At 70.7% G+C, this 24,872-nt stretch carries 26 protein-coding genes and 1 pseudogene; 9 read left to right on the forward strand and 18 right to left on the reverse strand.

Annotated features, from left to right (window positions below):
* Window positions 1–3: 3 nt before the first annotated feature.
* Complete coding sequence (locus PL79_RS34760) at window positions 4–633, reverse strand: glutathione S-transferase family protein (RefSeq protein WP_044844909.1); 630 nt, start codon at window positions 631–633, stop codon at window positions 4–6.
* A gap of 182 nt (window positions 634–815) precedes the next feature.
* On the opposite strand from PL79_RS34760, the gene phaZ reads away from it, so the two are divergent.
* Window positions 816–2,039, forward strand: coding sequence for a polyhydroxyalkanoate depolymerase (gene phaZ, locus PL79_RS34765; protein WP_044844910.1), 1,224 nt, complete (start codon window positions 816–818; stop codon window positions 2,037–2,039).
* On the opposite strand, the gene PL79_RS34770 is transcribed toward phaZ, so the two are convergent.
* The 11 genes and pseudogenes from PL79_RS34770 to madL all read right to left on the reverse strand — a co-directional run bounded on the left by PL79_RS34770 (window position 2,026) and on the right by madL (window position 10,995).
* Window positions 2,026–2,694: a phosphoribosyltransferase gene (locus PL79_RS34770; RefSeq protein WP_044844955.1), complete on the reverse strand. Its 669-nt coding sequence runs from the start codon at window positions 2,692–2,694 to the stop codon at window positions 2,026–2,028. The two genes, phaZ and PL79_RS34770, sit on opposite strands and share 14 nt — an antisense overlap.
* A 175-nt stretch (window positions 2,695–2,869) precedes the next feature.
* The gene (locus PL79_RS34775; RefSeq protein WP_044844911.1) at window positions 2,870–3,391 is read right to left on the reverse strand and encodes a phospholipase D-like domain-containing protein; all 522 of its coding nucleotides are present in this window, start codon (window positions 3,389–3,391) and stop codon (window positions 2,870–2,872) included.
* Window positions 3,392–3,563: 172 nt separating this feature from the next.
* Window positions 3,564–4,496: a malonate decarboxylase subunit epsilon gene (gene mdcH, locus PL79_RS34780; protein WP_044844912.1), complete on the reverse strand. Its 933-nt coding sequence runs from the start codon at window positions 4,494–4,496 to the stop codon at window positions 3,564–3,566.
* A pseudogene (gene mdcB, locus PL79_RS34785) lies at window positions 4,493–5,403 on the reverse strand (triphosphoribosyl-dephospho-CoA synthase MdcB). The gene mdcH and the pseudogene mdcB overlap by 4 nt, the downstream one beginning before the upstream one ends.
* On the reverse strand, window positions 5,400–6,068 hold the full coding sequence (mdcG, locus tag PL79_RS34790) for a malonate decarboxylase holo-[acyl-carrier-protein] synthase (RefSeq protein ID WP_044844956.1): 669 nt from the start codon (window positions 6,066–6,068) through the stop codon (window positions 5,400–5,402). Before mdcG ends, mdcB begins: the two are co-directional and overlap by 4 nt.
* Window positions 6,055–6,762 (reverse strand): biotin-independent malonate decarboxylase subunit gamma, encoded by a 708-nt coding sequence (gene mdcE, locus PL79_RS34795; protein WP_044844914.1) that lies wholly within the window; start codon window positions 6,760–6,762, stop codon window positions 6,055–6,057. The genes mdcG and mdcE overlap by 14 nt, the downstream gene beginning before the upstream one ends.
* Window positions 6,749–7,684, reverse strand: a complete 936-nt coding sequence (locus tag PL79_RS34800; protein WP_044844915.1) for a biotin-independent malonate decarboxylase subunit beta — start codon at window positions 7,682–7,684, stop codon at window positions 6,749–6,751. The genes mdcE and PL79_RS34800 overlap by 14 nt, the downstream gene beginning before the upstream one ends.
* The gene (gene mdcC, locus PL79_RS34805; RefSeq protein ID WP_044844916.1) at window positions 7,681–7,995 is read right to left on the reverse strand and encodes a malonate decarboxylase acyl carrier protein; all 315 of its coding nucleotides are present in this window, start codon (window positions 7,993–7,995) and stop codon (window positions 7,681–7,683) included. Before mdcC ends, PL79_RS34800 begins: the two co-directional genes overlap by 4 nt.
* A 10-nt stretch (window positions 7,996–8,005) precedes the next feature.
* Window positions 8,006–9,652 carry a malonate decarboxylase subunit alpha gene (gene mdcA, locus PL79_RS34810; protein WP_044844917.1) on the reverse strand — a complete coding sequence of 549 codons (1,647 nt, stop codon included), beginning with the start codon at window positions 9,650–9,652 and terminating at the stop codon, window positions 8,006–8,008.
* Window positions 9,653–9,820: 168 nt separating this feature from the next.
* Window positions 9,821–10,588: a malonate transporter subunit MadM gene (madM, locus tag PL79_RS34815; protein WP_044844918.1), complete on the reverse strand. Its 768-nt coding sequence runs from the start codon at window positions 10,586–10,588 to the stop codon at window positions 9,821–9,823.
* Between the two features lie 11 nt (window positions 10,589–10,599).
* Window positions 10,600–10,995, reverse strand: coding sequence for a malonate transporter subunit MadL (madL, locus tag PL79_RS34820; protein WP_044844919.1), 396 nt, complete (start codon window positions 10,993–10,995; stop codon window positions 10,600–10,602).
* Window positions 10,996–11,328: 333 nt separating this feature from the next.
* Between madL and PL79_RS34825 the strand changes: the two genes are divergently transcribed.
* Together PL79_RS34825 and PL79_RS34830 are read left to right on the forward strand one after the other, a co-directional pair.
* On the forward strand, window positions 11,329–12,177 hold the full coding sequence (locus tag PL79_RS34825; protein WP_039322076.1) for a LysR substrate-binding domain-containing protein: 849 nt from the start codon (window positions 11,329–11,331) through the stop codon (window positions 12,175–12,177).
* A 171-nt stretch (window positions 12,178–12,348) separates the two neighbouring features.
* Entirely contained in the window at window positions 12,349–12,627 is a 279-nt protein-coding gene (locus tag PL79_RS34830; protein WP_044844920.1) for a DUF4148 domain-containing protein, read from the forward strand.
* 39 nt (window positions 12,628–12,666) lie between these two features.
* Here the strand turns inward: PL79_RS34830 and PL79_RS34835 are convergent, their stop codons facing one another.
* Complete coding sequence (locus PL79_RS34835) at window positions 12,667–13,584, reverse strand: 3-hydroxyacyl-CoA dehydrogenase NAD-binding domain-containing protein (RefSeq protein ID WP_044844921.1); 918 nt, start codon at window positions 13,582–13,584, stop codon at window positions 12,667–12,669.
* Between the two features lie 245 nt (window positions 13,585–13,829).
* On the opposite strand from PL79_RS34835, the gene PL79_RS34840 reads away from it, so the two are divergent.
* Both PL79_RS34840 and PL79_RS34845 read left to right on the forward strand, forming a co-directional pair.
* Window positions 13,830–14,270, forward strand: coding sequence for an Hsp20/alpha crystallin family protein (locus PL79_RS34840; protein WP_044844922.1), 441 nt, complete (start codon window positions 13,830–13,832; stop codon window positions 14,268–14,270).
* A 16-nt stretch (window positions 14,271–14,286) separates the two neighbouring features.
* Window positions 14,287–14,703 (forward strand): Hsp20/alpha crystallin family protein, encoded by a 417-nt coding sequence (locus tag PL79_RS34845; protein ID WP_044844923.1) that lies wholly within the window; start codon window positions 14,287–14,289, stop codon window positions 14,701–14,703.
* Between the two features lie 114 nt (window positions 14,704–14,817).
* Here the strand turns inward: PL79_RS34845 and PL79_RS34850 are convergent, their stop codons facing one another.
* Both PL79_RS34850 and PL79_RS34855 read right to left on the reverse strand, forming a co-directional pair.
* The gene (locus tag PL79_RS34850) at window positions 14,818–15,120 is read right to left on the reverse strand and encodes a TFIIB-type zinc ribbon-containing protein (RefSeq protein WP_044844924.1); all 303 of its coding nucleotides are present in this window, start codon (window positions 15,118–15,120) and stop codon (window positions 14,818–14,820) included.
* 61 nt (window positions 15,121–15,181) lie between these two features.
* Entirely contained in the window at window positions 15,182–15,937 is a 756-nt protein-coding gene (locus PL79_RS34855; RefSeq protein ID WP_044844925.1) for a TerC family protein, read from the reverse strand.
* Window positions 15,938–16,046: 109 nt separating this feature from the next.
* Between PL79_RS34855 and PL79_RS34860 the strand changes: the two genes are divergently transcribed.
* Window positions 16,047–16,940 (forward strand): LysR family transcriptional regulator, encoded by an 894-nt coding sequence (locus PL79_RS34860; protein ID WP_044844926.1) that lies wholly within the window; start codon window positions 16,047–16,049, stop codon window positions 16,938–16,940.
* A gap of 138 nt (window positions 16,941–17,078) precedes the next feature.
* Entirely contained in the window at window positions 17,079–18,275 is a 1,197-nt protein-coding gene (locus PL79_RS34865; RefSeq protein ID WP_044844927.1) for a DUF2242 domain-containing protein, read from the forward strand.
* 281 nt (window positions 18,276–18,556) lie between these two features.
* Here PL79_RS34865 and PL79_RS34870 read toward each other — a convergent pair whose 3' ends face one another.
* Window positions 18,557–19,477 (reverse strand): pyridoxal-phosphate dependent enzyme, encoded by a 921-nt coding sequence (locus tag PL79_RS34870; protein ID WP_044844928.1) that lies wholly within the window; start codon window positions 19,475–19,477, stop codon window positions 18,557–18,559.
* 177 nt (window positions 19,478–19,654) lie between these two features.
* On the opposite strand from PL79_RS34870, the gene PL79_RS34875 reads away from it, so the two are divergent.
* Window positions 19,655–20,566 (forward strand): LysR family transcriptional regulator, encoded by a 912-nt coding sequence (locus PL79_RS34875; protein ID WP_044844929.1) that lies wholly within the window; start codon window positions 19,655–19,657, stop codon window positions 20,564–20,566.
* A gap of 519 nt (window positions 20,567–21,085) precedes the next feature.
* Window positions 21,086–22,291: an MFS transporter gene (locus tag PL79_RS34880; protein ID WP_044844957.1), complete on the forward strand. Its 1,206-nt coding sequence runs from the start codon at window positions 21,086–21,088 to the stop codon at window positions 22,289–22,291.
* 248 nt (window positions 22,292–22,539) lie between these two features.
* Here PL79_RS34880 and PL79_RS34885 read toward each other — a convergent pair whose 3' ends face one another.
* Window positions 22,540–23,562 carry a histone deacetylase family protein gene (locus PL79_RS34885; protein ID WP_044844930.1) on the reverse strand — a complete coding sequence of 341 codons (1,023 nt, stop codon included), beginning with the start codon at window positions 23,560–23,562 and terminating at the stop codon, window positions 22,540–22,542.
* 25 nt (window positions 23,563–23,587) lie between these two features.
* Window positions 23,588–24,853: a Zn-dependent hydrolase gene (locus PL79_RS34890; protein ID WP_044844931.1), complete on the reverse strand. Its 1,266-nt coding sequence runs from the start codon at window positions 24,851–24,853 to the stop codon at window positions 23,588–23,590.
* Window positions 24,854–24,872: the final 19 nt, after the last annotated feature.

A 24,872-nucleotide genomic window follows, 5' to 3' on the forward strand; every position in this document is an offset into this window, starting at 1 on the left:
GGTTCAGGCGAGCGGAGTCTCGACAAACGCCGGCAGCGCTTCCGCACGCGCCGAATGCGCGGCCAGCGCCGGATACCGGGCCGGATCGATCCGCGCGAGCGCCGGATAATCGGCGGCCATGAACTGCGTGAAGCGCCACGCAACGGCGACGGTCACGTCGGACTGCAGCAGCCGTGCGCCGCCGAACCAGCCGTTCGCGGCCGCGACGAGCGGCTCGAGTTCGCCGTACGCGGCTTCGAGCTGGCTCAGCACGCGCTCGAGCCACGGCGCGTGCTGTTTGTCGGTCGGCCGCAAAGCGTGCTCGTACACCACCTGCACCGTCTTCTCGGCCGCCGCCAGCGCGAGGCCGACCGGCACCAGCGTGCGCAGCCGCGCGTCGGCGGCGTCGGGCAACAGGCGCCGCTCCGGCGCGACGCGATGGTCGAGGTAGTCGACGATCAGCGACGAATCGAGCAGCGTCGCACCGTCGTCGGTCACGAGCGTCGGCGCCTTCACGACCGGGCTGAACGACCGGAACCGGTCGAACTGACGAAACACCGAGACCGACTCGTGTTCGAACGGCAGGTCGAGCAGCTTCGCCGATATGGCGACACGCCGCACGAACGGGGAATCCAGCATGCCGATCAGCTTCATCGCAAACGCTCCGCTTGAGGGAATGGGACCGACGACTGTAGCAGCGCCGTGCGCCGGTGCCTAGCGCGATGCCGCCGAAACGCGCGGCGAAATCCGCGTCGTCCGGTCACGTTTCCGACACCCGCTGCGCGCCCGGAGTGACCATAATGCAGATTCACCCCCCTTCCGCCTCGAGGTTCGCCATGTGGTACGACGTCGTCGAGCAGCAGCGGGAATGGATGCGCGCCTGGCGCGAAGCGACGCGCCACGCGTTCGACGTATGGCCCGCCGCGACGCTGCCGCACGCCGCGTCGTCGTGCTACGACGACCTGTTCGAGCCGCTCCTCGGGCCGGCCGCCGGGCCGCCGCGCTTCGAGATCCGGCGGCCGGCCGTCGACGAGCGGATCGTCGCGCGCACGCCGTTCTGCCAGTTGCGGCGCTTCGCACGCGACGATGCGCGGCGCGCGGTGCTGCTGTGTGCGCCGCTCGCGGGGCACGCGGCCGTGATGATGCGGGAGACCGTCGAGGCGCTGCTCGCGGACGGCGACGTCTGCGTGACCGACTGGGTCAATGCGCGCGACGTCCCGCTCGCGGCGGGCCGCTTCGGGCTCGACGAGTACGTGGCGACGCTCGACGGCTTCGTCGACGCGCTCGCCCGCGACGACCGGCCGCTGCACGTCGTCGCCGTATGCCAGGCCACCGTTCCCGCACTCGGCGCACTCGCGCTGCGCGCCGCGCGCGGCCACGCACCGCCCGCGAGCGTCACGCTGATCGGCGGGCCGCTCGACGCACGCATCAACCCGACCACGCTCGGCACCACGGCCGCGTCCCGTTCGCTCACGTGGTGCCGCCGCCACCTGATCGACATCGTGCCGCCCCGCTTCCCCGGCCGTGGCCGGCACGTGTTCCCGACCTATCTTCAGCAAGGCGAGATCGCGCTGCTGTATCCGCAACGCTTCCTGACGCTGATCGAGGACTACGCGCGCGCCGCGTCGCACTTCGACCTGACGGCGCTGGCGGACGCGCGGCGCGCGCTGCGCGAATACACGGCGCTGCTCGACATGCCGGCCGAATACTTCCTGGATACCGTCGATATCGTGTTCCAGCGGATGTGCCTCGCGAACGGCACGTGGCAAGTCGGCGGCCAGCGCGTGGAGCCGGCCGCGCTGCGCGGCGTCGCGCTGCTGACGGTCGAAGGCGGTCGAGACGCCGTCACCGGCGCCGGCCAGACGCATGCGGCACTCGACATGTGCCGCGGCCTCAAGGCCGGCGAGCGCCAGCGTCTCGATATCGACGATTGCGATCACTACGGGCTGTTCACGGGTGCGCGCTGGCACGGCAACGTCCATCCGGCGCTGCAGCGCGTGTTCGCGCAGGCCGAAGCCGTTCGCCCGGGATCGCGCCGGCGCCGGGTCAGGCGGACGTGAGGTCGTCGTCCGGCCCGCGGGCCGCATCGAGGAGCGCGCGCACCTCGTCGTCGCCGGTCTGGTCGAAACGCGCGTAGAACTGGCTGATCCCGAAGAAGCGCAGCGGCTGCGACACCGTCACGAACGCATCGGCCAGATCGTCGAACGCATGCTGGGCGCCAGCCGGCGCGACGGGTGCGGCGGCCACGATGCGCGCGGGATGGCGCTTGCGCAGCGCCTGCAGTGCGACGCGCATCGACGCGCCGGTCGCGATGCCGTCGTCGACGACGATCGCGATGCGCCCGTCGACCGGCAGCGGCGGCCGCGCGCCGCGATACAGCGTGTCGCGGCGCTGCAGTTCGGCGGTCTCGCGCAGGATCACGTCGGCCAGTTGGGAATCGGACACGCCCATCGCGCGGATCGCCGCGTGCTGCAGGTGGATCGCCCCGCCGGTCGCGATCGCGCCGATCGCGAATTCGGGATCGGAGGGCATGCCGAGCTTGCGCACGACCAGCACGTCGAGCGGCGCGCGCAGCGCCTGCGCGATCGGGAATGCAACCGGTACGCCGCCGCGCGGCAGCGCGAGCACGACGACGTCGCGGCGCCCCGCATAGTCGTGCAGCGCGAGCGCAAGCTGGCGACCCGCGTCGGCGCGATCGGCAAAACACTCGGTCAAGATCGGCTCCCTGCCGTTGGGCCGGATGCGCGACCTGCGCGCCGGCACCTGTTCAACGAGCATGGTTCATCGGACACGCCGATGCAAGCGGGGTCATACCGGCGTGCGCGGCAGGCGGATCGCTGCACGGAAAAGGATGGGTGGTGTTCGCCCGGGGCGGGCCGCCGTCAAGCGCTCAGAGCCCGCCGGCCTGCCGATACAGCCGCCAGAACGACTGCGCGTACGACTGCGCGAGTTCCGGCGCGCGCTGGAACACGTTGACCGTTTCCGCGTGCGCGGCCGCGTCGTCGGACAGCGTCGTCAGCGCGACGCTGTCGTCGACGATCACGAAGCGCGGTGCGGGGTCGCCGTGCCGCGAATCGATCGCGACGTCGATGCCGGCCGATTTCAGATAGCCGGCGCCGCTGTACTTGCCCGCACGCGGCGAGCGCACCAGCACGACCCGCACGTCGATCCCGCGCGAACGCGCCGCGCGCAGCGCCGCCGCGACCGCTGGCGGCACGTACGCGTAGCCGGCCAGCAGCACGCGACGCTGCGCCTGACCGATCAGGTCGACGGTCGCGTCGGCCGCCGCATTGTCATACGAAAAGTACCTGCCGACCGCGGCGGCGTCGGACGGAATCGGGCTGGCGTGGACGGTCGCCGCACAGCAAAGCGCGGCGACGAGGAAGGCGGCTGGTCTCATGGCGGGCGCCATTGTAGCGACGCCAATTCGCATGACAAGCGCCTGCTGCAGCGCTGCTGCGCCGGCGCAACACCTGGCGCGTAACGACCGGTCGGCAGGCAGATTTCGAACCGGATTTCGAACTGGATTCGACGCAGATTCGAAGCGGTTCCGGCGCGTGATCCGGCCGCTCGCCCGCCGCCGGTCAGCCGGCCGCGACGCGCGCGAGCCAGCTCGCGATACCGTCGACGGAACGGAAATCCGCGACGCTGCGTGCCGGCAGCGCCGGATACGCGCTGCCCGCCATCTCGGCCAGTGCGCGGCCCGGGCCGAGTTCGAGAAACGCGGTCGCGCCGGCCTCGACGCACGCGGCCAGGCAGGCCGCCCACTCGACCGGCTCCGCGATCTGGCGCGCGAGCTTGTCGAGCCCGGCGTCGACATCGAGCACCGACGCGCCGTCGATCCCCGAAAACAGTCGCGTGCCGGGCAGCGGCCGGCGCACGTTCACGGCGGCCAGCGATGCGCGAAACGCGGGCACCGCCGCCGCGAGCCGGTGCGTGTGCGACGCGATCCGCACGCACACGGGCGCGACACGCAGCGCACCGTCGCGTGCGGCGGCGTCGGCCACCGCGGCGACGTCGGCCTGCCGCCCGGCCAGCACGAACGCATCGCCCGGATTGGCGATTGCGATCGCCGCATCGCGGCCGTCGCAGAGTTGCGCGAGCCGCGCACGCGTGAGCCCGCGCACGAATGCCATCCGTTCATCGCCGCCGCTCGCGGCATCCATGGCGCGCGCGCGCGCCTCGGCCAGCGCCAGCGCGTCGTGCGGATCGATCATCCCCGCGACGCTCCACGATGCGACTTCGCCGACGCTGTACCCCGCGACGCAACGACGCCGCGGCCACATCGCCTCGAGCAACATCGTCGCCGCAAGCGCCTGCACCGTGCAGAGGATCTGCGCAGCGCGGTTCTCACGCAGCGCATCCGGTTCAGCGTGTCGCACCCAGTCGCGCGGATCGTCGCCGAGGAGCCGGCCGGCGTGCGCGAACAGCGCATCGGCTTGCGGCGCCGCGCTGGTCAGCTCGAACATGTCCGCACGCTGCGCACCTTGCCCCGAACAGAGGATCGCCAGCGTCATCGTCCCGCCTCGTTCGTCTCGCCCGTTTCGCCCGTTTCGCCCGTCTCGTCCGTTTCATCCGTCTCGAGCGCATCGACGAACACGCTCATCGCCAGCAGGTCGGCCGCGCCGCCCGGGCTCAGCCGGCGCGCGACGAACGCGCGGTGCGCAGCGGCCGCGTGCAGTCGCCAGTCGCGGGCGCGGATGCCGCCGCGGGCAACGAATGCGCGTGCCGTGGCACGCGCGAAATCGAGGCCGGCCTGCCCGCCGCGGTGCAGCAGGTTCGTATCGTCGAGCGCGGCGATCAGCGCGAAGCAGGCGTCGACGCGCGCGGCCTCCGGATCGTCCGGCACGCAGCGCTGCGCGCGGCGCAGGGCCGGCAGCCCGACGCCGTACACGTCGTGAACCCGTCGGCCGCCTCGCGACGCGCGCCGCCGACGCCGTAGCGGCGGCTCGCGCGCTCGCCGTGACTGTCGGGCAGCCGCGGGCCGCCGAGGATCTCGGTGCCCCAGCGCCGCGCGACGAACGCGCCGAGCGTCAGCGTGCGTGCCGCGGTGCCCGGCACCGTGCGGCGGCCGGCGGCCGCGCACAGCAGCCCGAGCCCGAAGATCGCGCCGCGATGCGTGTTGACGCCGCCGGTCGCGGCAAGCATCGCGTGTTCCGCGCGCAGCCCGATCTTGCGCAGCACGGCCATGTCGGCGTCACGCGCACCGGCATCGGCGAGCTCCGCGAAGTACGGCCGCAGCACGGCCGCGCTGCGCACGAACATCGTGGCATCCATGTCCGCGTGACTGCCGGTGTCGACGTGACTGACGAGGCCCGGCTTCGGATAGGTGTCGATTTCCAGCACGAGGCTGTGCTCGGCGAGTTCGGCGATGCGCTCGGCATCGGACGGCGCCGGCGCGCGGCAGGCGGCCCACGCACTCATCGCGTGCCTCCGGTGAATGCGTCGGCAGGCATCAATTCGACGGCGATCGCCGTCTTGACCGCGACTTCAGGCAGCCGCGCATGCAGCTCGCGCCAGTTCACGCCGGCGCCGTCGTCGCGCAGCAGTTCGCCGTCGATGCGCATCGGCGCGCGTGCGTCGAGTGTCGCCAGGCCGTCGAGCAGCGCGGCGAGCGATGCGGCGTCCGGCAGCGGAAACACGAGGTCGAGATCGGACGACGCGCTCAGGTAGCGCTCTCCCGTCAGCGCCTGCCATGCGAGGCTGCCGAATACGCGGCCCTGCACGCCGCAGCGGGCGCCGAGCGCAGCCAGGTCGCGCAGCGTCGCGTGCCATGCGTCGGGCGCGACAGCGAGCACATCGGCGAGCGTGGGCAGCGGACCGACCGACGCGAGCGCGTCGGCGGCGACGTTCATTGCAATGCGCCGCTTGCCCGCCGAAGGCGGCAGCGGCAAGCCGAGCGGGATGCGCCCCGCATCGGCCTCGTCTGGCGACGCGCGGCGCACGATCAGCGGCCAGCCGTGCGCGGCCCACGCCTGCACGAGCGGATCGGCCGCCAGCGCGGGATCGCGCGCGCAGGCCGCGCCCCACCCGGCCGCCGTCAGCGTGACGAGCGTGTGGCGGCGCAGCGGCGTGTCAGCGTGCGGCACGCGCGAGTGCCTCGACACGCCGCGCGACGTCGGCCGCGACCGGCCGGCCGCGCGCCGCACGCACGTCGTTGCGATCGGCCGGCTTGCCGAGCCATTCGGCGACCTGCGCGTCGAGCGCGCGGGCCGGGTCGAGCACGGCGTCGACGGCACCCATCTTCACGAGATTGTCGAGCCCCGGCGCGAACACCGGCGTCGAGCGAGCCATCTCCTTCAGCACGTCGATCGGCAGCTTCGTCACGCGCGACATCGACGGGAGGTCCATCACTTCCGGCTCCGCGCCCGGCAACGCGAGCAGCGTGCGCGTCGCGAGCGCGGTCGCGATGAACGCGCCCGCGGCCGTATGGCCGTACAGCAGGCCGATCGTCCGGTGCCCGGCGAGCTCCGCGTGCATCAGGCATTTCGCGAGATGCGACAAGCCTTCGTTCAGGCCGAGCAGTTCGTCGCGCTTGCTCATCCGCTGGCTGTCGCTGTCGACGAGCACGAGAATCGGCGTGTCGCCGCCGCGCCCGATCGTGTCGAGCACGTGCGACGCGAGCGTCACGGCTTCGTCAATGCCGAACGGCAGCCGGTCGGCGACGCCGATCACGTCGACGCGCGTGCCGGTCAGATCAGCGTGGCCCGCCAGCAAGCCGCCGGTCCGCGTGATCGCGTGGCCGTTCGGGAACAGCGAGGTCAGAACTTCATCGAGCGTCATGCTGCGGCTCCTGCAGTTGATCGGCGAGCTTCGCGAATTCATCGTCGGGCATGCCGGGAATCGCTTCCGGCTCGCTCGCCCCGAGCGCGCGCCACACGTCGAGCGCGTCCTTGCATGCGCCGAACCGTTCGACGCGCGCTTCGAGACGCGCCTGCTCCGCGCGCAGCATCGCCGCGTCGAAGTTCGGCGCACGGCCGATCAGGTCGAGCGCGGCCGCGCGAAACGCGTCGGGCGTATCGGCCACGTAGCGGTCCGCGCCGCCGATCAGACGGCGGTGCTTGCCGCCCATCGTGCGCCAGATCAGCGCGCGGTCCTTCGCATCGAATTCCTCGACGCCGCGATTGGTCTCGATCACCTCGGGCCCCGACACGCTGATGCGCCCCTGCTCCGACACCGCGAGCGCCGAACAGCAGGCGGCGAGCAGACCGCCGCCGCCGTAGCAGCCCGCGCGCCCGCCGATCAGCCCGATCACCGGCACGCCGGCCGCACGCGCGTCGACGAGCGCACGCATGATCTCGGCGATCGCCAGTTCGCCCGCATTCGCTTCCTGCAGCCGCACGCCGCCCGTATCGAACAGGATCAGCACCGGCGTGCCGAGGTCGCGCGCCGCACGCAGCAGCCCCGTGAGCTTCGCGCCGTGCACTTCGCCGAACGCGCCGCCCATGAAGCGGCCCTCCTGCGCGGCGACCAACACCGGCGTGCCGTCGAGCCGGCCGCGGCCGACCACCATGCCGTCGTCGAACTGCTGCGGCAGGTCGAACAGCGGCAAGTGCGGGCTCGTCACACGATCGCCCGGTCCGAGAAATTCGGTGAAGCTGCCCGCGTCGAGCAGCCCGTCGACGCGCTGGCGCGCCGACGCTTCGTACCAGCTCGCGCGGTTCGCGACGAATGCGGGTGCGTCGTGGATCGCGTCGGTCATCATGCGCCTCCCTCGATCGCTCGCACGGCCTGCGCGAGCCGCAGCGACACCATGTCGGGCCGCGCGCCGCCGTCGTTGATCGACAGCTTCAGGCCGCCCGGTGCGCGCCGTTCGACGAAGTCCGACACGACGGCCTGCCACACCGCGCCGAAACCGACCGCCGCGGTGCGGATGTCGATCTCGCATTCGTTGCCCGGCAGCACGCGCTCGACGAGCACCTCGAGATTGCCGGACGCGACCACGCCGACGAGCGCCGTGGCCAGTTCGCCCTGCGCGCGTTCGCGCGCGGTGAAGCGATAGTTCAACTGTTCCATGCCCTCTTCCTCACCAGTTGCGGAACCGGGCCGGCGGCGCATACAGGCCGCCCGACCAGTGCACGAGATCCTTGATCGAGCGCGCGGCAAGCCAGCGGCGGTCGGCGTCGAGCGGATCGATGCCGAGATCCTCCGGGCGGCGGATCACGCCGCGCTCGCGCAGCCGCTCGACCAGCCTGCGATCGCGGCCGCGGCCGACTTCCGTATAGCCGGCCACGCCGCGGATCGCATGCTCGCGTTCGTCCTTGTCGCGGCACATCAGCAGGTTCGCGATCCCTTCCTCGGTGACGATGTGCGTGACGTCGTCGCCGTAGACCATGATCGGCGCGAGGTCGAGCTGCAGCTTGTCCGCGAGCTTCAACGCGTCGAGCTTCTCGACGAACATCGGCACGTTCTTGTCGCCGAACGTCTCGCCGATCTGCACGACCAGCTTGCGGCCGCGCCTGAGCGCCGCAGGCGTGTCGGGGTCGGCCTCCGCACCGGCCTTCAGCCACGGCTCGCTCGGGTGACGCCGGCCGCGTGCGTCGCTGCCCATGTTCGGCGCGCCGCCGAAGCCGGCTATCCGCTCGGCCGTGACCGTCGACGAATGGCCGGACAGGTCGATCTGCAGCGTCGAGCCGATGAACATGTCGCACGCGTAGAGGCCGGCGGTCTGGCAGAACGCGCGGTTCGAGCGCAGCGACCCGTCGGGGCCCGTGAACCACACGTCGGAGCGCGCGCGGATGTAGTCGTCCATCCCGACTTCCGAGCCGAAGCAGTGAACCTGCTCGACCCAGCCCGATTCGATCGCGGGAATCAGCGTCGGGTGCGGATTGAGTGCCCAGTGCGTGCAGACCTTGCCCTTCAGCCCGAGCTTCGCGCCGTAGGTCGGCAGCAGCAGCTCGATCGCGGCCGTGTTGAAGCCGATCCCGTGGTTCAGGCGCTTGATCCCGTACGGTTCGTAGATGCCCTTGATCGCGAGCATCGCGGTCAGGATCTGGGTCTCGGTGATCGCGGCCGGGTCGCGCGTGAACAGCGGCTCGACGTAGAACGGCCGGCCGGCCTCGACGACGAAATGCACGCGGTCGCCCGGAATGTCGACGCGCGGCACCTTGTCGACGATGCGGTCGACCTGCGCGATCACGATGCCGTCCTTGAACGCGGTGGCCTCGACGACGGTCGGTGTGTCTTCCGTGTTCGGGCCGGTGTACAGGTTGCCGTCGGCATCGGCGCTGACCGCGGCGATCAGCGCGACCTGCGGCGTGAGATCGATGAAGTAGCGGGCGAACAGTTCAAGATAGGTGTGCACCGCGCCGAGCGCGATCTTGCCGCCGAACAGCAGCTTCGCGATGCGCTGCGACTGCGGGCCCGAATACGCGAAGTCGAGACGCTTCGCGATGCCCCGCTCGAACACGTCGAGATGCTCGGGCAGCACGACGCCCGACTGCACCATGTGCAGGTCGTGGATCTTCGCGCTGTCGACGTCGGCGAGCGCGGTGGCGAGCAGGTCGGCCTGCTTCTGGTTGTCGCCTTCGAGGCAAACGCGGTCGCCGGGCCGCAGCACCGCTTCGAGCAACGCGACGGTGTCGCGCGCATCGACCCGCTTGCCGTGCGCGTAAGCCGCACCGGCCGCGAGCCGTGCATCGCGCGCCTGCCGCGCGTGATTCCATCCCGTCATGAACAGTTCTCCCGCTTCGATGGTTCAGCGGCATTCTAAGCCTGGCGCCGCCGCCGATTGATGATGTTGACGAATGCGACTCAGAGGACGCCGCGATGGATGCGGCCCCGCCGCGGCCCGCACGCGCCGGCGCTTGCGCACCGATCGCCCGGATCGCACGCGTGGCGGCTATGCGCCAACCAGCGCGCGTGTCGTGAAGAACAGCACCGACGGCCCGAGCAGGCAGCCGACGCCGGTATGGAACGTCGCGACCAGCGCGCCGTACGGCACGAGCCGGCGATCCGTCGCCGCAAGGCCCGCGCTCACGCCGCTCACGGTGCCGGCGAGGCCGCCGAAGATCATCGCGGAGCGCGGCGTCTTCAGGCCCATGAAGTTCGCCGCGACCGGCGTGCCGATCATCACGATGATCGCCTTCACGAGGCCTGTCGCGATGCTGAGCGCGATCACGTCGGAGCTCGCGCCGATCGCGGCGCCCGTCACGGGCCCGACGATGTAGGTGACGGCGCCCGCGCCGATGGTCGTCATGCTGACCGCATCGGTATAACCGAACGCGCGCGCGATGCACGCGCCGACGATGAACGGCAGCACGGTGCCGAGCAGCAGCGACACGACGCCGACGAGGCCGGCCTTGCGCGCCTCGGTCGGCTGCACTTCGAACGCGGTCGCGACGATCGCGAAATCGCGCAGCATCGCGCCGCCCATCAGGCCGACGCCGGCGAACAGCTTGACGTCGGCCAGCCCCTTCTCGCCGCCGGTGAACGCGCCGCCGACGTACGCAAGCACGAGGCCGATCACGATCGCGATCGCGGAGCCGTGCACGCGGCCGAAGGTGAGCTTGCGCGACGCGAGCGACGACAGCCACATGATCAGGCCGACCAGCGCGAACGACGCGACGAGCCCGTTGTGGGCGACGGTTTTTTCGAGCATCTGCAGCATCGCGGCCTCCGTTACTGTTCTTCGAATTGCGGCACGCCCGCGAAGGCCGTGTCGTCGCGCCCGGTGCGCACGAGTACCGCGATGCAGCATGCGCAGATCGCGACCGCGCCGATGGCGGCGAGCAGCGCGACCGGCCCGCCCTTCAGCGCGGCGACGACGTTCTGGTTCGCGGCCATCGCGACGACGACCGGGATGTACATCGCGCCCCAGAAACCGACGCCGGCCTCGGTCTCCTTCGGCAGCCAGCCGCGCCGGTGCAGCCACAGGCGCAGGCAGATCAGCAGCAGCATCGCGATGCCGACGCCGCCGACGTTGGTCTTCACGCCGATCGCGGCGCCCAGCAGGTCGCCGAGGAACAGTCCGGCCAGATGGCAGAACGCCAGCAGCGCGGTTCCGTAGATGATCATGAGTCGTCTCCAGTCTCTTCGTGACGGGTGCCTGACGCGTGCGGGAGTCGGGCCCGCATGCCGGTTCCGGGCGCGGACTGGGTGTCTCCTGCGGCGGGGCGCCGCGGCCCGGCGGCTCGTCGTGCGAGCGCGTTCTCAGGCGGTCGATGGGATGATGCGGTTTCGGGCCGGACGCCGGATGGCTTAGACTGACCGATGGAGCCGGCGGCGCGACACGGGCTACGCGTCCGGTGCGCCCCGTTTGCATGGGCCGCACCAGCGCGTGATCCGATACTAGCGCCGCACCATCCGGCCATTTATGAAGTTGTCGAAACCGATTCAGTGGATTTAGCAATGCGTCCATTACCGCCCGAGCTGCTGCGCAGCTTCGTCGCCGTCGCCCAGTCCGGCAGTTTCACCGCCGCGTCCGAACGCGTGAGCCTGTCGCAGTCGACCGTCAGCCAGCACATCCGCCGCCTCGAGGAACTGCTCGACCGGCCGCTGTTCGAGCGCGACACGCGCAACGTGCACCTGTCGCAGCACGGCGACGCGCTGTTCCGCTACGCGGTGCGCATCCTCGAGCTGATGGACGAGGCCGTCACGTCGGTGTGCGGCCCGCCGCTGTCGGGCAAGGTGCGGCTCGCGATGTCGGAGGATTTCGCGTCCGCGCACCTGACGGCCGCGCTCGCGAGCTTCGTGCAGCGCAATCCGGAAGTCGAGCTCGCGATCTCGACCGGGCTGTCGGGCGACCTGTTCGATGCGCTCGACGAAGGCCGTCACGACCTGGTGTTCGCGAAACGCGTCGCGGGCAGCCGGCGCGGCCGCGTGATCCGCAGCGAGCCGCTGTACTGGTGCACCGGCCCCGATTCGCGGATCACCGGCCACGAGGCCGTGCTGCCGCTCGCGATGCATCCGGAGCCGAGCGTATCGCGCCGCCGCGTGCTCGAGTCGCTCGAGGCGGTCGGCCGCCCTTACCGGATCGCCGTCGTGAGCAGCAGCATCGCGGTGCTGCGCGCGGCCGCGAGCGCGGGGCTCGGCGTCAGCGCGTTCGCCGGCTACGTGATTCCGGCCGGGCTCGCGCGGCTCGACGCGGGGCTCCCCGAACTCGGCGAACTCGAATACGTGATCGACCGGCCGGCGGCCGCGTCGCGCTCGACGCTCGCGCTCGAAGCGACGCTGATCGCGGCGGCGGCCGAGCTGTAACGCTGGCTGCCGCCTTCACGCCAACGCCGCCGCGGTGTTCGCGCGCAACTGACCATCTTGCCCGGAACGCGTCAGCGTCCGCGCAGTCCCCGCTCGCGACAATGGGCCGCATCGGAACGCACGGCAGTGTGCCGCGCGTCCGCTGTCCCGTCCCCTTGATCGGAGCACACCATGAACGTCGTGCGAATCGCCGTCGCGGCCGCCGCAGCCGCGCTGCTGTCCCCCGCCTTTGCACAAACCGATGCCGCCGCCCCCGCGCAGGGCCTCACGCGCGCGGAAGTCGTCGCCCAGCTGAAGCAGGCCTACCTCGACGGCGAACTGCCGACCAACGACGGTAACTATCCGCCGGATGCCGCGACGCGCGCGCGCAATCGCGAACTGGTGCAGGCCGCGCAGCCCGCATGGCTCGCGCAGACGCCGCGGGCACCGCAAACGGCCGCGCAGCAATAGCCTTTCACCGCGCGACCGGAACGCTCCGCGGCCAAGCGCTCAGGGCAGGAAGCTGCGGCGCCGCGCGTCGACCAGCTCGACGAGCAGCCGGTCGCGCTCGGCCGCCAGTTCCTGCATCGAACGCTCGCCCTGGATCGCGCGCAGTTCGTCGTTCAGCTTGCGATCGACGGCCGGGTCGAACGACGGCGTGCCGAGATCGTCCCACCACGTCGTGATCGGCCCCGACAGGTGTTCGAGGAAGTGCGCGATCCCGCCCGCGCCGCCGCCGAGGTGATAGGTCAGGCACTGCCCCATCAAGCCCCAGCGCAGGCCCGGCCCCCACGCGACCGCCTTGTCCGCATCGGCGACGCTCACCACGCCCTCGCCGACGAGGTGATACACCTCGCGAAACAGCGCGGCCGCGAGCCGGTTCGCGACGTGGCCGGTCATCTCCTTGTTGAGCACGATCGTCTGCTTGCCGAGTGCGTCGTAGAACGCCTTCACGCGCGCGATCACGCTCGGGTCGGTCGCGCTGCCGCCGACCAGCTCGACGAGCGGAATCAGGTGCGGCGGGTTGAACGGATGCGCGATCAGGCAGCGTTCCGGATGCCTGTCGCACCCGGTCTGGATCTCGGACATCTTCAGGCCCGACGAGCTCGACGCGATCGGCACGCGCGCGGGCAGCACGTCGTCCATCTGCCGGTACAGCGCGCGCTTCAGGTCGAGCCGCTCGGGGCCGTTTTCCTGCACGAAATCGACGCCGTCGAGCGCGCGCACGAGATCGGCATCGAACGACAGCCGCGCGGAAAGTTCGGCGGCCCGCTCGCCGAGGAAGGCCGCGAGCGCGTCGCGCAGCCGCGCGTCGGCCTGCGGTGCGGGATCGGTCGCGACGACGTCGAAGCCCTTCGACAGATAGAAAGCCGCCCAGCTCGCGCCGATCACGCCGGCCCCGACGATCGCGATGCGTTGAATCTCCATGTCCGTTCCGTCTCCGTGGTCTGTGGATAGCGCGACGATTGTCGCATCGATCCCCGTCACGACGCGTTGATGCCGATTGCACTTGCCCTCTTGAAAACCGCCGCGGCGGCCTCTAATTACCCGTTGCCAGGCAGTGCCCGTCACGCGCACTGCCCCCGTTTCGACTCAGCGGAAAACCGTGCGTCGCACTCGCCATCGGCGTCGCGCCATCGTGTCTTTCGCGTCTCATGTTCCGGAGGATCCTCATGAGCGGTATTCATTTCGGTCACGACCTGTTCGACGAATTCGCCCGTGTGCAGCGGCAGATGGCGAGCCTGTTCGGCGAGCCCCCGACCGGCATCCGCGCGGTGCGGCCGAGCGCGTTCCCCGCGCTGAACGTCGGCGCGACCGACGACGCGATCGAGATCGTCGCGTTCGCCCCCGGCATGGCCGCGGCCGACTTCGACGTCTCGATCGACAAGGACCTGCTGACGATCAGCGGCGAGCGCAAACCCGCACCGCACGACGCCGGCGACGACGTGCGCACCTACGCGCAGGAGCGCTTTCACGGCGCGTTCCGCCGCGTGGTCGAGCTGCCGCAGAACGCGGACGCCGACAACGTCAGCGCCCGTTATGAGAACGGCTGCCTGCTGATTCGCGTCGGCCGGCGCGAGGCCTCGAAGCCGCGCGCGATCACCGTTCAGTAACCTTCAGGAGAACGATATGAATACGAGCCAGAGCCAGACCCTGACCGAACGCCAGACCGGTGCCGCGCAGGCAGCCGCCGCCGAAGCCGCGCGCCGGCCCGCGATCACGCCGGCCGTCGATATCGTCGAAGACAGGCAGCGCGTCACGCTGCGTGCCGACCTGCCCGGCGTGCCGCGCGAAAACCTCGACGTGAAGGTGCACGACAACACGCTGACGATCGAAGCCGACACGCGCATCGACACGCCGGCCGACCTGCGCGTGCGTCACGCCGAAGTCCGCGCGCCGCGCTACGTGCGCACGTTCGTGCTGAGCCCCGATCTGGACACGTCGCGGATCGATGCGAGCCTGCGCGACGGCGTGCTCACGCTGACGATTCCGCGCCGCGAGGAAACGCGCCCGCGCCGCATCGACGTGACGGCCGGCAACGCGTAACGTCGGCGCGTGTTCGTCACGCGACGCGCATGACGAATGACGAAGCCCCGCCGGGCATGACGCGCGGCGGGGCTTTTTTTCGATGTGCCGAGCAGGACACGCTCGCTGTCGCGTTCAATCGAAATCGAACAGGTCGAACACCGACTTCTTGCGACGCCGGCCGTCGTGCCGGTAACGGTCGTCGTGCGCGCGGCCGTCGCGCCCCCAGCCGTCGTCACGCCCGCGCGGCGCCTGCGCATCGTGCCGCACCGGCACCTCGTCGCGGCGCGCCGGCCCATCGCCGGTTTCGCGCGCGATCAGCTTGTCGAGTTCGCCGCGATCGAGCCACACGCCGCGGCACGTCGGACAGTAGTCGATCTCGATCGATTGCCGCTCGGCCATCAGCAGGTCGGGCGTCTTGCAGACCGGACATTTCATCGCGTTTCTCCTTTCGTCGGACATTCCGAATCGAGGGCGGGCCACGGCCCGCCCGCCTGGCTCAGCGACCTTCGCCGCGCGCCACGCGCTTCGCCTTCGCGCGCCGCGCCAGCATGTTCATGCCCTCGACGAACGCCGAGAACGCCATGGCCGCGTAGATATAGCCCTTCGGCACGTGCGACCCGAAGCCTTCCGCGATCAGCGTCATGCCGATCACGACGAGGAACGACAGCGCGAGCATCACGATGGTCGGGTTGCGGTCGATGAACCGTGCGAGCGGCTGGGCGGCGAACAGCATCACGGACACCGCGACGATCACCGCGACGAACATGATCGGCACGTGCTCGGTCATGCCGATCGCGGTCACGATGCTGTCGATCGAGAACACGATGTCGAGCATCACGATCTGGCCGATCGCGGCCCACATCGTCAGGCCGGCCGCGCCGCCGGACGCGCCCGCGCCGTCGCCGTCATGCGACACGTGGTGATGGATCTCGGTGGTCGCCTTCCATACGAGGAACAGGCCGCCCGACAGCAGGATCATGTCGCGCCAAGAGAACGCGTGATCGAACAGCGTGAACACGGGTTCGGTCAGGCTCGCGATCCACGCGACGCTGCCGAGCAGCGCGAGGCGCATCACGAGCGCGAGCGCGATGCCGAGGCGCTGCGTGCGGGCGCGCTGCGCTTCCGGCAGCTTGTTGCTGAGGATCGAGATGAAGATCAGGTTGTCGATGCCGAGCACGACTTCCATCACGACGAGCGTCAGGAGCGCGGCCCAGACGGCGGGGTCGGCGGCAAGCGTCAGCAGGGAGTCCATGAAAAGGGCCGATTCGAAGGTGGAAAGCCCGATGATAGGTAGCGCACGACTTCGCAAAAATCAGAGAAAATCTGATCTTTGGTTCGGTTTTTACGAAATAACGAATCCGATGCTGAATTTCCGCCATCTGTACTATTTCTGGGTCGTCGTGAAGGAAGGCGGCTTCGCACGCGCCGCCGAGCGGCTCGACATGGCCGTGCAGACGATCAGCGCGCAGGTCCGCGAGCTGGAAAAGTCGCTCGGCCACCAGTTGCTGCGCCCGGCTGGGCGCGGTGTCGCGATGACCGACGCCGGCCAGGCCGCGTATGCGCGTGCGGAGGTCATCTTCGAGATGGGCCGGCTGATTCCCGACGAAGTGCGCGCGGCGGCCAGCCAGCCGACCGTGCGGCTCGCGGTCGGCCTCGCGGACGGCATCTCGAAGCTCGCCGCGCATGCGCTCCTCGCGCCGGTGCTCGACACGCCCACGCTGCGGCTGCTGTGCCACGAGGGCGAGCACGACGCGCTGCTCGCGGAACTGGCGCTGCATCACCTCGACCTCGTGCTGGCCGGCCAGGGCGCGCCGTCGGGGTCGAACCTGCGCGTGACGAGCGAGCGGCTCGTCGCGTCGCCGGTCGACTGGTACGGGCCCGCGGCGCTCGTCACGCCGGCCGCGCGACAGCGCTTTCCGGCGTGCCTCGCCGAGCTGCCGGTGCTGCTGCCGACCGCCCACTCGGCGCTGCGCGCGCGCCTCGACCTGTGGCTGGAGCGGGAACGGATCGTGCCCCGCATCGCTGGCGAATTCGAGGACAGCGCGCTGATGGCCGTGTTCGCGGCGCGCGGCCTCGGCGTGTTTCCGCTCAGCGAACTCGGCGCGAACGACGCATCGCTGCTGCGCGGGCTGCGCCGGCTCGGCCGCGCGGGCGACGTGACCGAGGAGATCCATGCGATCCGCTCGCGGCGCGGCGAACACCACCCGCTGGCGTCGCGCTTGCTCGCCGCCGCGCGGCCGGCGCCGGCCGGCTGAAGCGAGCGCGACATCAAACGAAACTATAATGACGCCCCGGCCATACGAGATTGCCACGCGCATCGCACCGACCCCGCCGCCGCGTGCGTTGCGCCCGCAGCCCCGCGCGGCATCTCGCCGAGCCTATTGAAAGACGCCATGCACAACCGATTTCGCCTGTTTTCCGTTTCGTGCGCGCTCGCGGCCGCGACCGTGCTGGCGGCGTGCTCGTCGCCACCCAAGCCGATCTACCAGCAGGAGCAGTTCGACGCGACGAGCAGCCCGTATGCGCACACGTTCCACTCGAAATCCGACGCGTCCTGCGAGGCCGCGCGGCGCGCGCTGCTGAGCCAGGGTTATGTCGTGTCGTCGTCGCGCAACGATGCGGTCGACGGCAGCAAGAATTTCCAGCCGAGCAACGACATGCACGTCGTGATCGAGTTTCACGTCGTGTGCGCGGACGCGACTGCCGACGGCTCGTCGAGCATCGCGTACGTGAACGCGGTGCAGGACCGCTACACGCTGAAGAAGTCGAATACGTCGGCGAGCGTCGGGCTCAGCGTGTTCGGTTCGCTGTCGCTGCCGATCGGGTCGAGCGACGACGCGCTCGTGAAGACCGCGAGCGAGACGATTCCCGCCGGCGTGTTCTACGAGCGCTTCTTCAATCTCGTCGAGCATTTCCTGAAGATCGATCCGGCCCGCCGCGATCGCGCGACCGTGAAGGCGGCCGAGAAGGAGCCCGTGACGCCGCTGCCCGAGCCTGCGCCGACGCCGCAGGGCGAGCCGATGAAGATGACGACGCCGGTCGTGCCGACGCCGCCGGCGGCGCCGGTGCCGCTGTCCGTGCCGAGCGTCGCGCCGACGTCGGGCACGTCGGTCGTGCCGGCCGTGCCTGCTGCGGCATCGGCCGTGGTCGCGCCGGGGACGATGCGGGCCGTCGGGTCGGGGTTGGGAGCCGGGGTGGGTTCGGGAGCTGCGGCGGGTGCCGCGCCGGGTTCGGGTTCGGGTTCGGGTTCGGGTTCGGGTTCGGCACAAGCTTCGGCTTCGGCGCCTGCTTCGGCTGCGGTACCTGCCAAGACCTCGGCGCCCACCTCGGCTTCGACGCCCGCGTCGGCCTCCGCACCCGCTTCAGCTTCGACGCCCACTTCCGCTTCGGCGCCTACGTCCGCCTCGACGCCGGCCACGTCGACGTCTGCCGCTACCACGGCGGCATCGTCCGTGCCTGCGCCGGCGGCGTCCGCGCCGACGCCCTCGAACGCTGCTCCGACGCCGGCAGGCAAGACGTCCGCACCCGCTGCTGCCGACCCCGTCGCGTCGTCCGCGCCGACCGGCGCCAGCGCGCCGTCCGCGAACTGACCGCGCGCGCCCTCGCCGCGCCGTGCACCGTGTGCGCGGTGCGCCGGCCGATCCCCGCCCCGTCACCCTCCGGCGAGAAGATCTTGCCCCCGGCCACTGGCTGCGCGCGCCCGGCGTGACGTAACCCGCGAGCGGAAACAGCCCGTCGCGACAGACGACACGCCCCCGATTCCGCGCATGCCCGCGATCGGTCCCGCCCCGCCGTCACTTCGCCGTCACTTCACCGCGACGTCTTCGTCCGCATCACGCTCCGGCTGCGCTGAGTCACATGCCCGTGCGCGTTACCGCAGCGTCGCGTTCAGCGTCCGCATCTGCTCGGCCGTCGCCGTCACGCCGCCGCACACGATCACCGCGATCTCCGACGCCGAAGCCAGCACCGGCACCGGTTCTTCGAGCGCGGCCAGCGCAGCACCGCACGCCGGCTCGACGACGATCCGGTGCTCGTCCAGGAACCGCAGCGACGCAGCCACCGCCTGCGCGTCCGACACGACGACCGGATGGATCGCGTGCCGCTTCGCCCATGCGACCGCCGCGTCGCACGGCCGCTTCGCGCCGAGCGACGTCGCAATGCTCGTGATCGCCGGCAATTCGACCGGGTGTCCGTGCGCGACCGAACGCGCGTAGCTGTCGGCGCCTTCCGTCCCGACCGCGACGACCGGCACGTCGTGCCAGCCGTTGCGCGCGAGCCCCTCGAGCACGCCGCACAGCAGCCCGCCGCCGCCGACCGCGAGCACGACCACGTCGGGCTTCGGGCCGACCGACGCCATCTCGTCGATCATCGTCGCGTGCCCTTGCCACAGCACCGGGTCGTCGAACGGATGCACGAACGCGTCCTGCGTACCGACGGTCGACAGCGCGAACGCATTCGCCTCGGCCCAGCTCGCACCGTGCACGACCACCTCCGCCCCCTCGACGCGGATCAGCTCGCGCGCGCGGGCCGACGCGGTTTCCGGCACGACGACGAGCACCGGCACACCGAGTTCGCGGCCGCAATACGCGACCGCGATGCCCGCATTGCCACCCGACGACGACACGAACCGGCGCGCGCCGGCCGCATGCCGTGCTTCGCACGCCGCGCCGATGCCGCGCAATTTGAACGAGCCGGACGGCTGCAGCGCGTCGAGCTTCAGCCGGATGTTCTTGCCGAGACGGCGCGACGCGATTTGCGAGCGGATATAGGGGGTCTGGATATGAAGCGGCATGGTGCGGGACACGGTCGGGAATCGGGGCAAGGAGAACGCACGGGCCAGTGAACCGGCCCGGCAACGACGACCATCGTACGGCACGCCCGCCATGCTTTCCAATACCATCGGATGGCACTTGCTATGCTTGACAGGCATATCCACCGAATCGAGACCGAACACCGGAGCCGACACCGCATGCGCCAGATCGAACTGCGTCACCTGCGTTACTTCGTGGCCGTCGCGCAAGCCGGCAGCGTGATGGCCGGCGCCCGCGCGGCCGGCATCGTCCAGCCCGCGCTGTCGCGGCAGATCCGCGAGCTCGAGGATGCGATCGGCACGCCGCTGCTGATCCGCCGCGCGACGGGCGTCACGCTCACGGCGGCCGGCGCGAGTTTCCTGCAGGATGCCACCGGCCTGCTCGCGACATTGCAGGACAGCCGCGAACGCGCATTGCGCAGCGCGGCCGGCCAGCTCGGCGAACTGCGCCTCGGCGCGCTGCCGAACTGTCTGCCGCTGCCGGTCGTCGCGAACGTGCTGAAGGCGTTTCGCGACGCGTGTCCGGACGTGAAGCTGTCGATCGCGCCGATGCTGTCGGCCGAACAGGCGGCGGCGCTGATGCGCGGCCAGCTCGACGGCGGCATCATGGCGTGGCGCCGCGACGAGGCGCCGCATCTGTCGGGCGTGCGGCTGCTGAGCGACCGCTTCGTGCTCGCGATGCCCGCGCCGCCCGGCGGCCGCTTCCACGCGCCGCGCACGCTCGCCGACGTCGCACACGAGCCGTTCGTCTGGTTCGACGCGCAGCGCTCCGCCGCGCACCACCGCTTCCTGATGGCCCAGTGCGACCAGGCCGGTTTCACGCCGCGCATCGCGCAGGTCGGCAGCGACATCCCGACGCTGATCGGTCTCGTCGCGGCCGGCATGGGCTGCGCATTCGTGCCGGAAAGCGCGTCGCCGACGTGCCCGCGCACGGTCCGGCTCGTCGCACTCGACGAACTCGCGAGCCGCTTCGACATCGAGTTCGTGTTCGACGGTGCGGCGGCGCCGGCTTCGCCCGTCGTCGCGCGGTTTCTCGAGGCGGTGCGCGATGCGGCCGGGCAGGCGGACTGACCGACCGGCCCGGCATGCGCGACCCGCGCGACGCCGGCGGATTTCGCCTCGTCGCGCGGCAGCGGATTCGGCCGTCTGCGCGCAGTCGCTTCGGACGACGGCCGGTATTAGCGTCTTCGCGCACCCGGAACGTCCGTCCGAGCGCACGACCAATCTTTCGAATCGGTGACGATCGACGCCATCACGCCGGAATTTTCAAATTGACGCCAAAAAGGGCCGTTTAACGTCACTTCGAAACGTTATGCACCGAAATATACTGCGCCCGCATCCACCCTCGTGCCAAAGAGAGGATGCCTTTCCGCCCCGGTCACGGTCCCCCTGTGACCGGGGATTTTTTTGGGCGGCAAGCCGCGCCGCCCGGCGGGCCATATGCGCGTGCCGCCCCAATCGCGCATTGTTGACATGAAATCAAGATAATTTCGCCCGAGCACGGCTTTTTCCGCAAAAGTAACGCAGGCACACTTCACCCTGTCCACAACGGCCCGGTGCCGTTGCCCCATGCTTACCGGAGCGCATCGCGTGAACACCACGACTTCTTCCCCTTCCCGCCCGGGCGGCAGCGCCGCGCTGCCGCTGCTGGCGCTCGCCGCCGGCGCGTTCGGCATCGGCACGACCGAGTTCTCGCCGATGGGCCTCTTGCCCGTAATCGCCGACGGCGTCCACGTGTCGATTCCGCAGGCCGGCATGCTGATCAGCGCGTATGCGATCGGCGTGATGGTCGGCGCGCCACTGATGACGCTGCTGCTCGCGCGCTGGTCGCGCCGCTCGGCGCTGATCGCGCTGATGTCGATCTTCACGATCGGCAACCTGCTGTCGGCCGTCGCGCCCGACTACACGACGCTGCTGCTCGCGCGACTCGTCACGAGCCTGAACCACGGCGCGTTCTTCGGGCTCGGCTCGGTGGTCGCGGCCAGCCTCGTGCCGCGCGAAAGGCAGGCCAGCGCGGTCGCGACGATGTTCATGGGCCTCACGATCGCGAACGTCGGCGGCGTGCCGGCCGCGACCTGGCTCGGCCAGATGATCGGCTGGCGCATGTCGTTCGCGGCGACCGCGGTGCTCGGCCTGATCGCGATCGCCGGCCTGTTCGCCGCGCTGCCGAAGGGCGCAGCCGGCAGGATGCCGAACCTGCGTGCCGAACTGTCGGTGCTGACGCGCCCGGTCGTGCTCGGCGCGCTCGGGACCACGGTGCTCGGCGCCGGCGCGATGTTCACGCTGTACACGTATGTCGCCCCGACGCTCGAACACCTGACCGGCGCGACGCCCGGCTTCGTCACCGCGATGCTCGTGCTGATCGGCGTCGGCTTCTCGATCGGCAACATCGCCGGCGGCCGCCTCGCCGACCGCTCGCTCGACGGCACGCTGATCGGCTTCCTGGTGCTGCTGATCGTGACGATGGCCGCGTTCCCGCTGCTCGCGCGCACCCATGCCGGCGCCGCGGTCACGCTGCTGGTCTGGGGTGTCGCGACGTTCGCGGTGGTCCCGCCGCTGCAGATGCGCGTGATGCGTGCCGCACACGAAGCCCCGGGCCTCGCGTCGGCCGTCAACATCGGCGCGTTCAACCTCGGCAACGCAGTCGGCGCGGCAGCGGGCGGCGCAGCGATCTCGGCCGGCTTCGGCTACGCGGCGGTGCCGCTCGTCGGCGGGCTGATCGCGGCGGCGGGGCTCGCGCTCGTCGCGCTGCAGATGATCCAGCGCCGCCGCGCGCCGGTCGCTGCGAATTCGTGAGCGCCCGGTGATCCGCGTGGCGCCGATACGCGGCACCGCGATTGAGAAATGCCCGCGCCGAGATTCCGGTGCGGGCATTTTCGTTGACGGCCTGCGCATCGCGCGCCGCCGTTTCGACGTTTCGACGTTTCGACGTTTCGACGCATCGACGCATCGACGCATCGACGTACCGACGTACCGACGTACCGACGTATCGACGTATCGACGTATCGACGTATCGACGTATCGACGTATCGACGTCTCAGCGCTCAGCGCGCGCCGGCGAACCCGCCGAAGAACGCGCGCGCATTCACGTCGAGGCTCTCGAGGTGATAGCCGCCTTCCTGCACGATCACCGTCGGCAAGCCGAGCGCACCGATCGCGCCGCCGAGCCGGCCGAACCCGTCGGTCGTGACGGCCACCTGCGATTGCGGGTCGTCCTTGTAGATGTCGAAGCCGAGCGCGAGCACGAGCGCGTCGGGCTGGAACCGCGCGAGCGCGCGCAGCGCGTCGTCGAGCCGCTCGAAGAACGCCGACTCGGGCGCGCCGTGCGGCATCGGCAGGTTCAGGTTGTAGCCGTCGCCGGCGCCCGCGCCCGTCTCGTCCTCGTAACCGGCGACGACCGGATAGAAATTGGTCGGGTCGCCGTGGATCGATACGTACAGCACGTCGTCGCGGCCGTAGAAGATCTCCTGCACACCCTGCCCGTGATGCATGTCGGTGTCGAGGATCGCGACCCGGCGATGGCGGCCGAGCAGCGCCTGCGCGGCGATCGCCGCATTGTTCAGGTAGCAGAAGCCGCCGGCCGCATCGCGGCGCGCGTGATGGCCGGGCGGCCGGCACAGTGCGTATGCATCGCGCGCGCCGTCGTTCACGTCCGACGCGGCCGCGAGCGCGCTCTGCGCGGACCAGTACGCGGCGCGCCACGTGTTCGCGCCGACCGGGCAGCTGCCGTCGGCGAGATAGCGCGCGGCCTTCGCGAGCACGCCGCGCAGCGGGTTCGGGTCGCGCACGAACACGTTCGACATCACTTCGTCGCCCCAGTCGTCGGGCATCCGCTTCCAGTCGCGATGCGCTTCCTCGAGAAAACGCAGGTAGTTCATGTCGTGCACGGCCGCGATCGGCGCGGTGCCGCGGTCGGCCGGCTCGCGCACGTCGAAGTCGAGCGCATGCACCGCCGCGACCAGCCGCGCCGCGCGCTCGGGCACCTCCTGCGGCTCGCGCATCCTGCCGCGCGACAGGTAGGTGCGCGGATGGTGCAGCAACTGTTCGGGGTGGAAATAGGTTTTCATCGTGGGTCCTCGTCGATTCGCCGTGTCATGCGTCGTGCGCGGCCGCGGCCACGCGCGTCGCAACGCCCGCGCGCGCGAGCACCGCGTTGAGCAGCACGTTCGTGCCGCGCGTCACGTCGTCGGGCAACGCGTCTTCGGCCTCGTTGTGCGACAGTCCGCCGACGCACGGGATGAACACCATCGCGGTCGGCACGCGGCGCGCGAGCAGGATCGCATCGTGGCCGGCGCCGCTGACGATCCGCTCGTTCGTGTAGCCGAATGCGTCCGCCGCCTGCGCGACCAGTTCGACGCAGGCGCAGTCGAACGGCGTCGCCGGGCTGCGCCAGCAGGTGTCGATCGACACCTGAACGCCGCGCGCGGCGGCCACGCGCGCGCAGGCGTCGCGCAGGTCTCGCTCCATCGCGTCGACCTGCGCATCGTCATGATGGCGCAGGTCGACCGTGAACGTCACGTCGCCTGCGATCGTGTTGCGCGACGCGTTGCGGATGCCGACCTGCCCGATCGTCGCGAGCCCGCGCGGCGCGTAGCCCGCGACGATCCGTTCCAGTTCGAGCGCGATCTGCGCGCTCGCGAAATACGCGTCCTTGCGATACGGCATCGGCGTCGTGCCCGCATGCGCGGCCACGCCCGTCACGCTCACGTCGAGCCAGCGGATCGCCTGCCCGCCCGTGACGACGCCGATCGTCGTGCCGTTCGCCTCGAGCACCGGGCCCTGTTCGATATGCGCTTCGAAATACGCGTCGAGCGCGCCGCCCGGCGCGCGCGTGCCGCGGTAGCCGCATGCGTCCAGCGCGGCGCCGAGCGTGACACCGTCGGCATCCTGCTTCGCGAGCGCGTCGTCGAGCGGCAGCGCGCCCGTGAACACCGCCGAGCCGAGCATCGCCGGTGCGAAACGCGCGCCCTCCTCGTTGGTCCACGACACGATCTCGAGCGGCTTGTCGGTCGCGATGCCCGCATCGTTCAGCGTGCGCACGAGCTCCAGCGCGGCGAGCACGCCGTACACGCCGTCGAAGCGCCCGCCTTCGGGCTGCGTGTCGAGATGACTGCCGATCAGCACCGGCGCGGCCTGCGCATCGGTGCCGGCGCGCCGCGCGAACAGGTTGCCGACCGCATCGACGCTCACCGTCATTCCCGCGTCGCGGCACCACTGCGCGAACAGGTCGCGCCCGCGCCGATCGTCGTCGGTCAGCGCAAGGCGCCGCACGCCGCCGCGCGGCGTCGCGCCGATGCGCGCCATGTCGGCCAGGCTCCGCCACAGGCGGGCACCGTCGATTTCCAGCAGGTCTTTCATTTGCACTCCGATGAATTCG

The organism is Burkholderia sp. USMB20, from assembly GCF_000949135.2.
Classification (GTDB): Bacteria; Pseudomonadota; Gammaproteobacteria; order Burkholderiales; family Burkholderiaceae; genus Burkholderia.